Here is a 14,530-nt window from a genome sequence, read left to right as displayed (position 1 = left end):
CGATGAGCGTGCCGCGCAACGTGTTGTGGTTCGAAGTCCTGCTCTACATCTCCTTGATGCTGGATGCGCTGTCGGTTGCCGTGTCGGACCGGACGCCGACCTACGAGATGACCGAATCCATGATCGCGCAGCAGACCATCTTCAGCGGGGTCATGATCCTGCTGCTGTTCTATTTCGTCTATCTGGCGGCGCAGCGGCGCAAGAACTGGCCGCGCTGGGTGCTGCTCGGCGCGCTGGTCCTGTCCGACATCGGGCTGATCGAGGTCGTCAGCCAGAAGGGCATGACGCTCGACGCCGGCATCGAGGTCATCTCCTGCGCGCTGACCACGATCGGCCTGTATTACTCGTTCACCGGCGACGCGCGCGGCTGGTTCGACGCGTAGCTGATCCTACGTTCGGTTGCTGTTGCGCGGCTCCTGGAGACCGTTTGCGTCATGGAATGGACCGATGACGGCATCGTGCTCGGCCTCCGGCGTCACGGCGAATCCTCCGCCGTCGTCGAGCTCTTGACGCGCGAGCATGGCCGGCATCTCGGCCTGGTCCGTGGGGCGAGCGGCAAGCGGATGCGGCCGGTGCTGCAGCCGGGTAATACGGTGCGCGCGATCTGGCGGGCGCGGCTCGACGAGCATCTCGGCATGTACGCGATCGACGGGCTGACCCTGCGCGCGGCCGATCTGATGTCGGCCTCGCACGGCGCCTATGGGGTCACGCATCTGGCGTCGCTGGCGCGGCTGTTGCCGGAGCGCGATCCCCACGAGGACATGTATGTCAGGCTGGAGCAGGCGCTCGACGATTTCGCCGACGCCGGCGGCGCCGCCGCCCATATCGTGCGCTTCGAGCTTGCGATTCTCACCGAGCTCGGCTTCGGGCTCGATCTCGACTCCTGTGCCGCGACAGGCGAGACCACCGATCTGATCTATGTCTCGCCGAAGTCCGGCGGAGCGGTGTCCCGCAGCGCCGGTGCCCCCTGGGCCGACCGGCTGCTGCCCTTACCGCAATTCCTCCGCGGCAGCGACGAGGACCATGGCTGGTCCGACCAGGATCTGATCGACGGCTTCCGCCTCACCGGGATGTTCCTGCTGCGCCATGTGCTCGAGCCGCGCGGACAGGGCCATTCCGATGCGCGCGAGGGCTTCATCAATGCGATGATGCGCGCCCGGGCCCGTTTGGCGCGGCCGGCGGAGTGAGCTGCCGCAACGCGGCGAGCACGCAGCACGCGTGATTTCCTTCACAGTCTCGTCTGGAGAGTGGTTGTAGTCTTGCGCCCCGGGACAGACATCCCGGCCGGCGTCCAGGCGCCGTGATCGCAACGCCCACGGGCAAACGGGGAGACGACCATGCCTTTGAAGGACTATTCGCTTCTGAAGGGAAGGCCCATCGGCAACCGTCTCGCGACGGGAAGCAGCCCGCACTATCAGGTGCAGGTCTCCGCTGACGGGGAGCTTTATCGCATCGCCATCAACGTGCGCTCGCAGGACGGCAGCGAAGTCGAATTCCTGGTCCGCTCGCGTTTCGAGCATCCGATCGTCGATGGCCTGAAGGATTTTTCGGAAGGGTTGCATCCGCTGGCGAGCAAGCCCGGCGGCGTGGCGCTCGACTTCATCCGCGGCAACCTGATGCAGCCTTGGGAGCTGAAGCCGCTGCCGCTGTCGGCGGCCGGTCCCGATAACGATCTCAACGAGAAGATCGACGCTTACGTGCAGCGTGCGATGTCGGACGAGAATGCGTTCATCTACGCTTTCGGCATCGCCTGGGGACCGGAGGACAAGGCCGACCGCTATTTCGGTTTCAGGCCCGGCCGCGGCATCCACGACATCCATTTCAATCAGGGCAATCCGCCAGGCAAATTCGCCAAGGACAATGGTCCATGGCAGGACGGCGGGCTGATCTTCGAGTTTCCCGATCAGCAGCAATGGGTGGCGATCTTCCTGAAATTCCAGACCCAGGCCTGGCATTCCGACGATGCCAGCGGAGAGGTCATTCTGCCCCGGGATCCCGATCATCCGGAAGCGCCGCATACGCCGCCCGACCGCGACCACATTCCGCCGCTCGACGTGCCCGACGGGCTGGTGCGCATCATCGCGGCCTATGTCAACGACGTGCGCACGCCGGAGCACGAGACGGTGACGCTGCTCAACACCGCCGATGTCGACATCGATCTCGACGGTTGGCAGATCAAGGACAAGCAGAAGAACGCCATGCGGCTGACCGGCACGATCGCGCGCGGCGCGACCATGGTTGTTCCGGTCACCGCGCCGGTGGCGCTGTCCAACAAGGGCGGCATCATCACGCTGTTGAACGCTGCGGGCGTCAAGGTGCACGGCGTGTCCTATACGCGCGAGCAGGCGGCGCAGCCGGGCCGCACCATTCCGTTCCAGTCCTGAGCCGCGCCTCGCGCCCCGTGTCCTGGTCGACAGGACGCGGGGCGCGGCGCCCTGGCGCCGGGGCTGGCCGGCGTGTACTCCTCTGATGCAGTCGCCGATCCATGAGGGAGCACAGTCCGGCTTCCGCGCGGCGCTGATGCCGAGGAGAGCGTGATGGGACTTCTGGTCGACGGCCAATGGCACGACGTCTGGTATGACACGGCCGCCTCCGGCGGCCGCTTCATCCGCAAGGACTCGGCCTTCCGCAGCTTCGTGACGCCAGACGGCAGCCCGGGTCCAAGCGGCAGCGGGGGCTTCAAGGCGGAGGCCGGGCGCTATCATCTCTATGTCAGCCTGGCCTGTCCCTGGGCGCACCGCACACTGATCATGCGCGCGCTGAAGGGGCTCGAGGAGATGATCTCCGTCTCCGTCGTGCATTGGCTGATGCGCGAGCAGGGGTGGACCTTTGCCGACGGTCCCGGCGTGGTCGCTGATGGGATCAATCATGCCGAGGTCCTGCATCAGGTCTATACCGCGGCCGATCCGCGTTACTCCGGCCGCGTGACGGTGCCCGTGCTGTGGGACAAGGCACAGCGGACCATTGTCAACAACGAGTCCTCCGAGATCATCCGGATGCTGAACGCGGCCTTCGACGGTATCGGAGCAACGCCCGGCGATTACTATCCGCAAGCCCAGCGCGCCGAGATCGACGCGATCAATGCGCGAGTCTACGACACGCTCAACAACGGCGTCTACAAATGCGGCTTCGCGACGACGCAAGCCGCCTATGAGGAGGCGATCGGTCCGCTGTTCGCCACGCTTGACTGGCTGGAGGAGCGGCTGGCGACGCGCCGCTTCCTGCTCGGCGATGCCCTGACCGAGGCTGACATCCGGCTGTTCACGACCCTGATCCGCTTCGATGCCGTCTATGTCGGCCACTTCAAATGCAACATCCGCCGCATCGCCGACTATCCGAATCTGTCAGCCTATACGCGCGATCTCTACCAACGGCAGGGAATCGCCGCGACGGTGAATTTCCAGCACATCAAGGGCCACTACTACGAGAGCCATCGCACCATCAATCCCACCGGGATCGTCCCGGTCGGACCGGAGCAGGACTTCACCGCGCCGCATGGCCGCGAGCGGCTCGCCAAATCCTGAACGGCCATGGCAGGGGAATTACCAGGGGAGCGTAACCTCGACGCGTTGCTGCTGAAGATGACGCCCGAGTTGCAGGAGGGAGTCTTCGTGTTCTGCAGCCTTGCTGCCGGCGACGATCCTCCCGCCACGCTGACGCCATTGATGCTGTTTCGTGAGCGTGAAGGCGTGACGCTGATCGTCCGGCGCGAGGAGGCCGAGCAGGCCGGGCTGAGCTATCAGTTCGCCGCCCGACTGATCACGCTATCCGTGCACTCCGCGCTCGACGCGGTGGGCTTCCTCGCCGCCGTGACCACGGCGCTGGCTGTCGCCGGCATCAGCGTCAATGCGGTCTCGGCCTTTCATCATGATCACCTGTTCGTGCCGGAAGCCCAGGCAGAGCAGGCGTTGAGCGTTCTGCGGGAGATGTCCCGCGGCGCGGGGTGAGTCCGCGGATCGGCACCGCGGTCAGGCTTTGCCCCTGCCGTGCCGGCGTCTCGCTGCGGGCGGCTTCTTGCGCGGGGCCGGCCGAGATCGCGGCGTGGTCCGTGCGGCGCGGGGAGCGGGCGGCCGGCGCGGTCCCGTCAGCGTTCGCGCGGCCTGCGCCCGCACCAGGTCCATCAGCATCATCGCCGCCGGCGACAGCGTCCGGCCTTTCAGCCGCAGGATGCCGAACTGCGCCAGCAGCAGGTCCGACGCGCGCGGCTCTCTGAGTTCAGCTATGTTGAGTCGAACCAACTGGCCGGAGCCAAGCTCCTGGGTGAGAACCGCATCGCCGGCGACGAGAATGACGTCCGAGCGCAGCGCCATCTGCACCAGCAGGCCGGCATTCTCGGATTCGAGCGCAACCTCGAAGCCGTGTCCCCCGGGCGCTGCGATCAACGCATCCAGCCGCCGGCTGAATTCCGGCGGCAGAGCGACGGAGGCGAAATGCTGGCCGGCAAGATCGCGCGCCGAAAGCTCTCGCCGGCCGGCCAGGGGATGCGTGGCCCGGCAGTAGAAATGTCCGGGCAGGCTGCCGAGCGGCTCGATCTCGAGGCTGTCATCGGCGCGGATCTCGGTGGTGTGCGCCAGGAAGAAATCGAGCTTGCCCTGTTGCAGCACCTCCATGAGAGCGCGCCAATTGTCCTGCACCACCGTCAGGCGCACCGACGGATGGTCCGCATACAGTTGTGCCATGGCGTCCGGCAGCAGCGTCAGGCCCGTGAACGCGCCGACGCCGACCGTCACCTCGCCGGCATCTCCCGAGCGCAGCAGCCGCATCTCGCGGCCGAGATCGTCGGCGCCCGACAGCAGCGCGCGGGCGCGCGCCACCAGCCGCTCGCCGATCGCGGTGATCTCGACCGAGCGCGAGCTGCGGTCGAACAGCCGCATCCCCGCGCTGTCCTCCAAGCTCTGCAAGCTGCGGCTCAGCGCTGACTGCGTGACGTGCGCGCGCTTGGCGGCCCGGGCGAAATGCCGCTCCTCCGCCAGGTAGACCAGCTTCTGCAACTGCCGCAGGGTCGGCGTGTGCATCGATGATCCCAGCTCATTGATCCTGCCATAACAATTCATTGGATTTCTGGGACGGTCAACCCCACAATGGCCGAAACAAATTGCGGGGAACGCCGGAGCGAAGCCGATCGGCTCGCGCTCGAGTCATGGCGTCGCCCACTAAGAGGCTTTTCATGCCGAATGGCGCACAAGCTCTGATCCGGACCCTGGTCAATTCCGGCATTCGGGTCTGCTTCACCAATCCCGGCACGTCTGAGATGCATTTCGTCGCGGCGCTGGATTCCGCCCCTGAGATGCGCGCCGTGCTGTGCCTGTTCGAAGGCGTGGCGACCGGAGCGGCCGACGGCTACGCCCGCATGACCGGCATGCCCGCGGCGACGCTGCTGCATCTCGGCTGCGGCCTCGGCAACGGCCTTGCCAACCTGCACAATGCACGCAAGGGCAAGGTGCCCGTGGTCAACATCGTCGGCGATCACGCCACCTATCACGTCCAGTACGACGCGCAGTTGCAATCGGACATCGAGACCGTCGCGCGCAACGTTTCGCCGGGCTTCGTCTGGACCTCGCAGGTGACGTCGGAGCTGTGCCGTGATGCGGTGGCGGCGGTGAAGGCGGCGTGCTCCTGGCCAGGCCAGGTCGCGACCCTGATCCTGCCCGCCGACGTGTCCTGGGGCGAGGGCGGTGTGCCCGAGCCGGGCCCGGAGATCGAGCGTCCGCCGGCCGCCGATGATGCGACCGTGCAAGCCGTCGCCGACACGATCAAAGCGGGCGGCCGCAGCGCGTTGCTGCTCGGCGGCACGGCGCTGCATGAGGCGTCGCTGCTGTGGGCCGCGCGCATCGCCGCCGCCTGTGACGTGAAGGTGTTCGCCGAGACGTTCCCGACGCGCATGGAGCGCGGCGCCGGCCTGCCGCAGGTCGAGCGGATCGCCTATCTCGCCGAGATGGCGCAGGTCCAGCTCAAGGAGATCGACACGCTGATCCTGGTCGATGCCAAGGCGCCGGTGTCGTTCTTCGCCTATCCCGGCAAGCGCAGCTATCTGCCGCATGACGGCTGCAAGGTCGTAACCTTGTCGACCCCGGCGCAGGCCGCCGAATGCAGTCTGGCCCGGCTCGCCAAGGCCCTCGGGGCTGACGGCGAAACGCCGGAGCTGTCGGCGCCGTGGCGGCCCGGCCGGCCGCGCGGCAAGAAGCTGACGGCGGAGAAGGTCTGCAAGGCCGTCGGTCACCTCCTGCCGGAGAACGCCATCGTCGTCGACGAGGCGATCAGCTCCGGCTTGATGCTGCCCAAATTCACCGCCGGCGCGCCGCGGCATGATCTGATCACCTTGACCGGGGGCGCCATCGGGCAGGGGCTGCCGAACGCGATCGGGGCAGCGATCGCCTGTCCCGATCGTCCGGTGATCGCGCTGATCGGCGACGGCAGCTCGATGTACACGATCCAATCGCTGTGGACGATCGCGCGCGAGCGGCTCAATGTCACCGCCATCATCTTCAACAACGCCTCGTACTCCGTGCTCAATGTCGAGCTCGAGCGCGTCGGCGCCGAGGAGATCGGGCCGAAGGCGAAGGCGCAGCTCGACCTGCACGGTCCGGTGCTGAAGCTCGCGCAGATCGCCGACGGCATGGGCGTGCGCGCGACCCGCGTCAGCACGCCCGACGAATTCACCTGCGCGCTGAAGGGCGCGCTGGAGCGGCCGGGGCCGCATCTGATCGAGGCGATGGTGCCGCCGGCGCTGAGCGGCCTCAAGCTGAAGCTGCTGCCGCATCTCCTGGGATCGCTCGACCGCATGCCGCTGCCGATGGCGCGCATGCTCAAGCGCAAGCTGGCGCCGTGAGATGAGCGCGATGCGGCAAGCCGATGTCGTCATCGCCGGCGGCGGCCTCGCCGGCATCGTCACCGCGCTCGAGGCGTTGCGCGCCGGCAAGTCGGTCGTGATCGTCGATCGCGACACGCCGGAGCGCTTCGGCGGGCTGGCGCTGTGGGCGTTCGGCGGCATGGCGCTGGTCGGCACGCCCTTGCAGGCGCGGATGAAGATTCCGGACACGCCGGAGATCGCGCTGCGCGATTGGATCAGGTTCGGCGAGCTCGATGCAAGCGAGCACTCGCCGCTGCAATGGGCCCGCTACTACGTCGAGCATTCCCGCAGCGAGGTCTACGATTGGCTGTCGTCGCATGGCGTGACCTTCATGCCCGCCGTGAACTGGGTCGAGCGCGGCCTCAACGGCGACGGCAATGCGCTGCCGCGCTATCATATCGTTTGGGGCACCTCGCAGCGGCTGACCCGCGTGATGATCGCCGCCATGCGCGCCGCTGACAGAGGCGGCCGATTGACGGTGCTGCACCGTCATCGCGTGGTCAGCCTGGACCGTGCTGGCGGAGCCGTGTCCGGCGTGGTTGCGATCAACGAGGAGACTGGCGCCGAGATCCGCATCGCCGCGCCGCTGACGGTGCTGGCGATGGGCGGCATCAATGGCAGTCATGAGGAGGCGCGCGCCAATTGGGTGAAGGGACGGCCGCTGCCGGCCTCGATGCTCAACGGCGCCCATCCGTTCGCCGACGGCAGGCTGCATCACCATGCGGCCGAGACGCTGGGTGCCGAGATCACCCACGCCGGCGAAATGTGGAACTACGCCGCCGGCATCCCGCATCCGTTCCCGCATTTCGACGGCCATGGCCTGTCGCTGGTGCCGTGCAAATCGGCGCTGTGGCTCAACCATCGCGGCGAGCGCATCGGCCCCGCGCCGCTCGTCACCGGCTTCGATACCCACGATCTCTGCCAGCGCGTCGCCGCGCAGGAGAAGCCGTATACGTGGCATCTCCTCAACTGGCGCATCGCCGCCAAGGAGTTCGCCATCTCAGGCGCCGAGCACAATCTGCGCATCCGCGAGCGGCAGACGCCGCTGTTCCTCAAGGAGACGCTGCTCGGCAATCATCGTTTGATCCGGCAGATGCAGCAGGAGAGCCGGCACTTCCTCGTGGATGACACGCTCGCCGGTCTTGCGGCCAAGATGAATGCGCTCACCGGCACCGATGACGTGAAGCCCGATGTGTTGCAGGCCACCGCCGACGCGTTCGACGCCAACTTCGCGAACGGCGACAAGCTGCACAACGACGACCAGATCCGCCGCATCCTGCACGCGCGGCAATGGGGGCCGGACAAGCTTCGCACCTGCAAGCCGGCGCCACTGCAGATGAGCGGGGCAGGGCCGTACATCGCGATCCATATGCAGCTCATCACCCGCAAGAGCCTCGGCGGCCTCAGGACCGATTTGCACAGCCGCGTGCTCGATGCGGCCGGCAGCCCGATCAAGGGTCTCTACGCCGTCGGCGAAGCCGCAGGCTTCGGCGGCGGCGGTGCGTCCGGCAAGCGCTCGCTGGAGGGCACGTTTCTGCCGGGCTGCGTTCTCACGGCAAGAGCGGCGGTGCGCGCGATGTGACGCGCGCTGCGGCGACGGAAAGCCTCTCCTGCACCTACACCCGCGGCATGATCTGCAGCTCGATCAGCGCCAGTCGTTGCATGACCGCCGGATCGCGCTCGCCGGTCTTGGCGGTGCGCAGGACGGATTCGGCAAGCAGCGTGACGTTGGTCGAGCTGACAGGCTCCGGCAGCGAAGCAATCGCGCTGTCGAGCGCCTGCGTCATCAGCGCAATCACGTCGGGTGAGAAGGCAGCGTCTGAGAAATCCTTCATGGCAAGCTATCCGCAGCAAGGGCTTCGGCTGATGATCGATGACGCGGTACGCTGCGATGCTCGACAAATCAGCAACGCGCCGCGCCGCAGCCCGGTTCCCGCATTATGGGGCTTCGGATATGCAGAAACGCGTGGGTCCCATGCGCAAACTGCCCGTCGAGCCAATCTGCCGCAGCGGCTTCGGCTTGTGTCGTCGGGCAAATCAGGACGATGTTTCCGCGCATCCCGCCTCACTTCGAGCAACTGTGCTTTTGAGGTAGGCCGGCGAACGGCCGGCCTCAAGGCTGGCGCGAGACGCGCCCCCGCCTTCGGCGGCTGAAGGCCTTGACCCCGTCCGCTCGCCGTCCTGTTGGCTTGGCATGCGCTCGGTCGTGAACCGAGCGCATGTGGCGCTCGATCAGCTCATCGCAACGCGCGGCTGCTTGGGATTCCATTTTTCGCCGCGGGCGATCATCGTGTTGAGGATGATGATCAGCTTGCGCATACAGGCGATGAGGGCAACTTTCGGCTCTTTGCCCTTGGCGATGAGGTGTTCATAGTAGGTCTTGAGCACCGGATTATGCTGCGTCGCTGCTCCGAGGCAGGGAAGGAACAGGCCGTTTCTCACCCAGCGCCGACCTCCCTTGATGTGGCGCTCGCCTCGGCGCTTGCCGCTGTCGTCGTCGTAAGGGGCAACACCGATCAGGGCAGCGGCGATCCTATCACTCACCTTGCCGAGTTCCGGCGCTCCTGCGATGAGGAGCGCGGAGGTCATGACGGCAAGCCCCGGCACACTTTCAATGATCTCGGCGCGCTCGGCAAATTCCGGCGTCGCCTTGACCCTGGCGAAGATCGCAGCCTCGAGCTTCGCAATCTGAGCCGCGAGCGTCTTCAACACCTGGGAATGGGCCTTCTGCGCCAATCCCGGCACAACATGCTCGGTCTGGTTCTGCAAACGGGTTTTCAGATCCATCAGATTCTTGCGCGCTTTCACCAGCCCCGCCAGTTCCTCGCGTGCAGCATCGTAGATCTGGCTCGGTGCCTCGTCGAACGTCTCGGCGAACCAGGCGATCATCTCTGCGTCTATCGTGTCGTTCTTCGCCAGTCGACCCGCCGACAAGGCGAAGCTGCGAACCCGTTTGGGATCAACGATCCGCACCTCTATCCCGGCCTCGCGCAGCGCCTTGGCCCATTCGCGCTCATAGCCGCCGCTGGCCTCCATGACGGCCTTGGTCACCTTGTGCTTGCGAAGCAAGGCCACCAACTGGCGATGCCCAAGCGAACTGCTCGGGAATGTCTGCCGTACTCCGAGTTTCCGAATGCAGCCGTCCACCTTGTCCTTGGCCACATCGATACCAGCGACACCATTTGCGATCTGTGTCATCATCCACTCCCTTCCTTGCCTTGTATGGGCTCGAAGCCCTTGCAACTGTTCGGGTTGAGGAAGATCACCGGAGCTGTCCCTCGCTCTGATACAGGCTCTGCCGCGTTTGGGGCGTTACGGGCTCAGATCCAGCGACGGGCGGTTTTGCGAGAACCGCCCGTTCGCACATTCTGACAGAATTTCTGAACACAAGGGGCGTTGCGCGCGATCGTCACGACACGCGAGGCGGGGAGCGGTGGCCTGTCGGCTCGCAGCGCGCTCTTGGCGTGCGGACGAACGAGTCCGGCAGGACGATGAAGTCGCAGCGTCCTGACGCCCCGATGCTGGCGTCAAGTTCGCGGCCGATGCCTTCGTGCATCCCGCGGACGATGGTGGCTACAAGCCCGGACACCAGGGAGACTGCGTATAAGTCGGAAGCCCATCGCGCAGGGAAGGCCGGGTCGTCCGGCTGACCCGTGGTACCTGCCGCCTGCATTCTTTCTCGCAGGCGGGCCACGGACCTCAGTCGAGGTCCGGCCTTCCCTGCGCCCTCTGTTTGGAGAGCGTGATCTATTTTGATAGCTCGGACGCTGATGGCGTCGCGAGAAGGAAGACACGCATGCCATTCTCATTGAGCACGTGCACGTTTCCGATGCCCAGCGATCGGTTTCGAGATCAGCCCCGCTGCCCACCCTCCCCTGGAGGGGGAGGGTCGGCTCAGATGCGCGAGGCGCATGTGAGCCGGGGTGGGGTGATCTCTCCACTAACACCGGTTTCGGCGGCTTCACCCCACCCCGCTCGCCCGCTTCGCGCGCGACCGACCCTCCCCCTCCAGGGGAGGGTGAGACCGAGATCGCGGCGCCTGCAGTCGTCGTCATCGGGATTGCGGCGATGAGAGCGCGATGCGTTTCGACGCAATCCACATGCTCTACCCCTTGATGAACGCCAGCAGGTCCGCGTTGATGACGTCGGCATGCGTCGTGGCCATGCCGTGCGGGAAGCCCGGATAGGTCTTCAAGGTCCCATGCTTCAGCAGCTTGATGCCGATGCGCGCGGAATCATCGATCGGCACGATCTGGTCATCCTCGCCATGCATCAGCAGCACCGGCACGTCGATCGCCTTGAGATCCTCGGTGAAGTCGGTCTCCGAGAACGCCTTGATGCAATCGTAATGCGCCTTGGCGCCGCCCATCATGCCCTGGCGCCACCAGTTGCGGATCACGCCTTCGGAGATCTTCGCGCCGTCGCGGTTGAAGCCGTAGAACGGGCCGCTCGGGATATCCAGGAAGAACTGCGCGCGGTTGGCGGCAAGCGCCGCGCGGAAGCCGTCGAACACCTCGATTGGCAGGCCGCCGGGATTGCTCTCGGTCTTCAGCATGATCGGGGGCACCGCGCCGAGCAGCGCAGCCTTGGCGACGCGGCCCTTGCCGTGCTTGGCCACGTAGCGCGCGACCTCGCCGCCACCGGTGGAGTGGCCGACGTGAACCGCATCCCTCAGGTCGAGCTTGGCCGCCAGCGCGGCGACGTCAGCGGCATACGTGTCCATCTCGTTGCCGTTCTCGGTCTGGCTCGAGCGGCCATGGCCGCGCCGGTCATGGGCGATGACGCGAAAGCCCTTGTCGAGGAAGAACAGCATCTGCGCATCCCAATCGTCCGACGACAGCGGCCAGCCATGGTGGAAGACGATGGGCTGTCCCGAGCCCCAATCCTTGTAGAAGATCTGCGTGCCGTCCGATGTCGTCACGAATCCTGAGCTCATGGGTCTGCCTTTCTGATGGGGGACAATCGGGTGTCGCTCCGCGCTGTCGCCTTGCGAGGATGCGACACGTCACCTTAGCGAGTGTGGGTGACGTTCTCAGCAATACTGATGGATATGCGACATCGTTGCGTCAGGTGGACGCGCGCGCTGGCTGCTCATTTGATGAGCTGATCAGACGGCGCGGTGCAGGGCGAGATTGTTCGCTTTCTGGGCGGCCGCCCGGTTCCGCGGCATATGCCCTGGGAAGCGCGGGGCGGAACCGGGCGAGCCCATCGTTGCGCCGCGGCCCGCGATCGCATAAAGCGTGTTCCCAAATCGTTCACGTTGGCCCCGGATTTGGGCTAACCCACTGAAAGCTCTACGCGAATGGGAAAATCACTGATTCCGCCGGAGCGCGCGGAGATTCATGAGGTCGCGCTGCGCGAGGCGCTGGAGGAGCGCTATCTCGCCTACGCGCTCTCGACCATCATGCACCGTGCGCTCCCGGACGCGCGCGACGGCCTCAAACCCGTGCACCGGCGCATCCTCTACGGCATGCGCTTGTTGCGGCTCGATCCCGGCACCGCGTTCAAGAAGTCCGCCAAGATCGTCGGCGACGTGATGGGCTCGTTCCATCCGCATGGCGACCAGGCGATCTATGATGCGATGGTGCGCCTCGCGCAGGATTTCTCCTCGCGCTACCCGCTGGTCGATGGCCAGGGCAATTTCGGCAACATCGACGGCGATAATCCGGCCGCCTACCGCTACACCGAAGCGCGCATGACCGATGTCGCGCGGCTCCTGCTCGAAGGGATCGACGAGGACGGCGTCGAGTTCCGGCCGAACTATGACGGCCAGTCGAAGGAGCCGGTGGTGCTGCCCGGCGGCTTCCCGAACCTGCTCGCCAACGGCGCGCAGGGCATCGCCGTGGGCATGGCGACCTCGATCCCGCCGCACAACGCCGCCGAGCTCTGCGACGCCGCGCTGCATCTGATCGAGAAGCCGGACGCCAAGTCGCGCGCGCTGCTGCGCTGGGTCAAGGGCCCGGACTTCCCGACCGGCGGCACCGTGATCGACTCCAAGGAGTCGATCATCGAGGCCTACACGACGGGCCGTGGCTCGTTCCGTGTCCGCGCCAAGTGGAAGCAGGAGGAGGGCAATCGCGGCACCTGGGTCGTCGTCATCACCGAGATCCCGTATCTCGTGCAGAAGTCGCGCCTGGTCGAGAAGATCGCCGAGCTGCTCAACGAGAAGAAGCTTCCGCTGGTCGGCGATGTCCGCGATGAATCGGCAGAGGACGTGCGGCTCGTGATCGAGCCGAAATCGAAGAACGTCGATCCCGCGCTGATGATGGAATCGCTGTTCCGGCTGACGGATCTCGAAAGCAAGATCCCGCTGAACCTGAACGTGCTGATCAAGGGCAAGATTCCGAAGGTGGTCGGCCTGGCCGAATGCCTGCGCGAATGGCTCGACCATCTGCGCGACGTGCTGCTGCGCCGCTCGAACTATCGCAAGAAGCAGATCGAGAACCGGTTGGAGATCCTCGGCGGCTATTTGATCGCCTATCTCAACATCGACGAGGTGATCCGGATCATCCGCACCGAGGACGAGCCGAAGCCGGTCCTGATGAAGACCTTCAAGCTCACCGAGGTGCAGGCCGAGGCGATCCTCAACATGCGCCTGCGCTCTCTGCGCAAGCTCGAGGAAATGGAGATCCGCACCGAGGACAAGAACCTGCGCGGCGAGCTGAAGGGCATCAACGAGCTGCTCGGCTCCGAGCAGATTCAGTGGGCCAAGGTCGGCGAGCAGGTCAAGACCGTGCGCGACCTGTTCGGGCCGAAGACGCCGCTCGGCAAGCGTCGCACCAATTTCGCCGATGCGCCCGAGCATGATCTCGCCGCCATCGAGGAGGCCTTCATCGAGCGCGAGCCCGTCACGGTCGTCGTCTCCGAGAAGGGCTGGGTGCGCACGCTCAAGGGCCACGTCGCCGATCTGTCGAACCTGCAGTTCAAGACCGACGACCAGCTCGGCCAATCCTTCTTCGCCGAGAACATCTCGAAGGTGCTGCTGTTCGCGACCAACGGCAAATTCTACTCGCTCGATGTCGGCAAGCTGCCCGGCGGCCGCGGCCATGGCGAGCCGATCCGCATGTTCATCGACCTCGACCAGGATGCGTCGATCGTCTCGATGTTCGTCACCAAGGGCGAGCGCAGATTCCTGGTGGCGGCCTCCGACGGCCAGGGTTTCGTGGTCAAGGAAGAGGACTGCGTCAGCAACACCCGCAAGGGCAAGCAGGTGCTGAACGTGACGGCGCCTGCCGAAGCGCGCGCGATCTGCACCGTCACCGGCGATCAGGTCGCGGTCATCGGAACCAACCACAAGATGGTGGTGTTCGGCCTCGACCAGGTGCCGGAGATGGCACGCGGCCGCGGCGTCCGCCTGCAGAAATACACCAGTGCGCAACTTTCCGACGTCACCACGTTCGAGCAGAAGCAGGGCCTGGCCTGGAAGGATTCCGCCGGCCGCGACCAGGGCATGAGCTGGAAGGACCTCGCCGACTTCCGCGGCAACCGCGCCGACGCCGGCCGCATCGCCCAGGGCCTGCCGAAGTCGAACAAGTTCAACCGGCCGATCGAGTGAGTGAGGCAGGGGTGAGATGAACAAAGGCTCGGCGATCCCACGACTGTTCGATCGTGCATCAGCCGGACCGACAAAAGAGGTCGTCGTCCCGGGCAAGCCCCACGCGCATAGTGCGTGGGGCGCCG

12 protein-coding genes are annotated in these 14,530 nt (G+C 65.8%); 8 read left to right on the top strand and 4 right to left on the bottom strand.

Going from position 1 to position 14,530, the window contains the following annotated elements; genetic code table 11:
* Positions 1–2 precede the first annotated feature (2 nt).
* The 5 genes from ACVILH_RS27530 (at position 3) to ACVILH_RS27510 (ending at position 3,947) form a co-directional block, all read left to right on the top strand.
* Positions 3–383: a hypothetical protein gene (locus ACVILH_RS27530; RefSeq protein ID WP_456715684.1), complete on the top strand. Its 381-nt coding sequence runs from the start codon at positions 3–5 to the stop codon at positions 381–383.
* 51 nt (positions 384–434) lie between these two features.
* Positions 435–1,187 (top strand): DNA repair protein RecO, encoded by a 753-nt coding sequence (gene recO, locus ACVILH_RS27525; RefSeq protein ID WP_456715683.1) that lies wholly within the window; start codon positions 435–437, stop codon positions 1,185–1,187.
* Between the two features lie 150 nt (positions 1,188–1,337).
* A complete protein-coding gene (locus tag ACVILH_RS27520; protein WP_456715682.1) occupies positions 1,338–2,384 on the top strand; it encodes a DUF2278 family protein in 1,047 nt (348 codons plus the stop codon).
* 153 nt (positions 2,385–2,537) lie between these two features.
* On the top strand, positions 2,538–3,524 hold the full coding sequence (locus ACVILH_RS27515) for a glutathione S-transferase family protein (protein WP_456715681.1): 987 nt from the start codon (positions 2,538–2,540) through the stop codon (positions 3,522–3,524).
* Positions 3,525–3,530: 6 nt separating this feature from the next.
* Positions 3,531–3,947, top strand: a complete 417-nt coding sequence (locus ACVILH_RS27510) for an ACT domain-containing protein (RefSeq protein WP_456715680.1) — start codon at positions 3,531–3,533, stop codon at positions 3,945–3,947.
* Between the two features lie 21 nt (positions 3,948–3,968).
* Here the strand turns inward: ACVILH_RS27510 and ACVILH_RS27505 are convergent, their stop codons facing one another.
* Entirely contained in the window at positions 3,969–5,015 is a 1,047-nt protein-coding gene (locus ACVILH_RS27505; protein WP_456715679.1) for a LysR family transcriptional regulator, read from the bottom strand.
* 152 nt (positions 5,016–5,167) lie between these two features.
* Here ACVILH_RS27505 and ACVILH_RS27500 point away from each other — a divergent pair, with 152 nt between their 5' ends.
* Complete coding sequence (locus tag ACVILH_RS27500) at positions 5,168–6,829, top strand: acetolactate synthase large subunit (RefSeq protein WP_456715678.1); 1,662 nt, start codon at positions 5,168–5,170, stop codon at positions 6,827–6,829.
* Between the two features lies 1 nt (position 6,830).
* Entirely contained in the window at positions 6,831–8,432 is a 1,602-nt protein-coding gene (locus tag ACVILH_RS27495; protein ID WP_456715677.1) for an FAD-binding protein, read from the top strand.
* A gap of 34 nt (positions 8,433–8,466) precedes the next feature.
* Here ACVILH_RS27495 and ACVILH_RS27490 read toward each other — a convergent pair whose 3' ends face one another.
* The 3 genes from ACVILH_RS27490 to ACVILH_RS27480 form a co-directional block, all read right to left on the bottom strand.
* Positions 8,467–8,685, bottom strand: a complete 219-nt coding sequence (locus ACVILH_RS27490) for a hypothetical protein (protein ID WP_456715676.1) — start codon at positions 8,683–8,685, stop codon at positions 8,467–8,469.
* Positions 8,686–9,082: 397 nt separating this feature from the next.
* Positions 9,083–10,051 carry an IS110 family RNA-guided transposase gene (locus ACVILH_RS27485; protein WP_456711844.1) on the bottom strand — a complete coding sequence of 323 codons (969 nt, stop codon included), beginning with the start codon at positions 10,049–10,051 and terminating at the stop codon, positions 9,083–9,085.
* A 904-nt stretch (positions 10,052–10,955) separates the two neighbouring features.
* A complete protein-coding gene (locus ACVILH_RS27480) occupies positions 10,956–11,786 on the bottom strand; it encodes an alpha/beta fold hydrolase (protein ID WP_456715675.1) in 831 nt (276 codons plus the stop codon).
* Positions 11,787–12,152: 366 nt separating this feature from the next.
* On the opposite strand from ACVILH_RS27480, the gene parC reads away from it, so the two are divergent.
* Positions 12,153–14,405, top strand: coding sequence for a DNA topoisomerase IV subunit A (gene parC, locus ACVILH_RS27475; protein WP_456715674.1), 2,253 nt, complete (start codon positions 12,153–12,155; stop codon positions 14,403–14,405).
* Positions 14,406–14,530: the final 125 nt, after the last annotated feature.

This window comes from Bradyrhizobium sp. USDA 4353, from assembly GCF_054063215.1.
This window is presented reverse-complemented; position numbering and strand designations above follow the sequence as displayed.

What these genes read in the sequence shown, in the direction of transcription:
- ACVILH_RS27530 (WP_456715684.1), top strand. Translation starts at nt 3, where the DNA reads ATGAGCGTGCCGCGCAACGTGTTGTGGTTCGAAGTCCTGCTCTACATC.
- recO (WP_456715683.1), top strand. Translation starts at nt 435, where the DNA reads ATGGAATGGACCGATGACGGCATCGTGCTCGGCCTCCGGCGTCACGGC.
- ACVILH_RS27520 (WP_456715682.1), top strand. Translation starts at nt 1,338, where the DNA reads ATGCCTTTGAAGGACTATTCGCTTCTGAAGGGAAGGCCCATCGGCAAC.
- ACVILH_RS27515 (WP_456715681.1), top strand. Translation starts at nt 2,538, where the DNA reads ATGGGACTTCTGGTCGACGGCCAATGGCACGACGTCTGGTATGACACG.
- ACVILH_RS27510 (WP_456715680.1), top strand. Translation starts at nt 3,531, where the DNA reads ATGGCAGGGGAATTACCAGGGGAGCGTAACCTCGACGCGTTGCTGCTG.
- ACVILH_RS27505 (WP_456715679.1), bottom strand. Translation starts at nt 5,015, where the DNA reads ATGCACACGCCGACCCTGCGGCAGTTGCAGAAGCTGGTCTACCTGGCG.
- ACVILH_RS27500 (WP_456715678.1), top strand. Translation starts at nt 5,168, where the DNA reads ATGCCGAATGGCGCACAAGCTCTGATCCGGACCCTGGTCAATTCCGGC.
- ACVILH_RS27495 (WP_456715677.1), top strand. Translation starts at nt 6,831, where the DNA reads ATGAGCGCGATGCGGCAAGCCGATGTCGTCATCGCCGGCGGCGGCCTC.
- ACVILH_RS27490 (WP_456715676.1), bottom strand. Translation starts at nt 8,685, where the DNA reads ATGAAGGATTTCTCAGACGCTGCCTTCTCACCCGACGTGATTGCGCTG.
- ACVILH_RS27485 (WP_456711844.1), bottom strand. Translation starts at nt 10,051, where the DNA reads ATGATGACACAGATCGCAAATGGTGTCGCTGGTATCGATGTGGCCAAG.
- ACVILH_RS27480 (WP_456715675.1), bottom strand. Translation starts at nt 11,786, where the DNA reads ATGAGCTCAGGATTCGTGACGACATCGGACGGCACGCAGATCTTCTAC.
- parC (WP_456715674.1), top strand. Translation starts at nt 12,153, where the DNA reads ATGGGAAAATCACTGATTCCGCCGGAGCGCGCGGAGATTCATGAGGTC.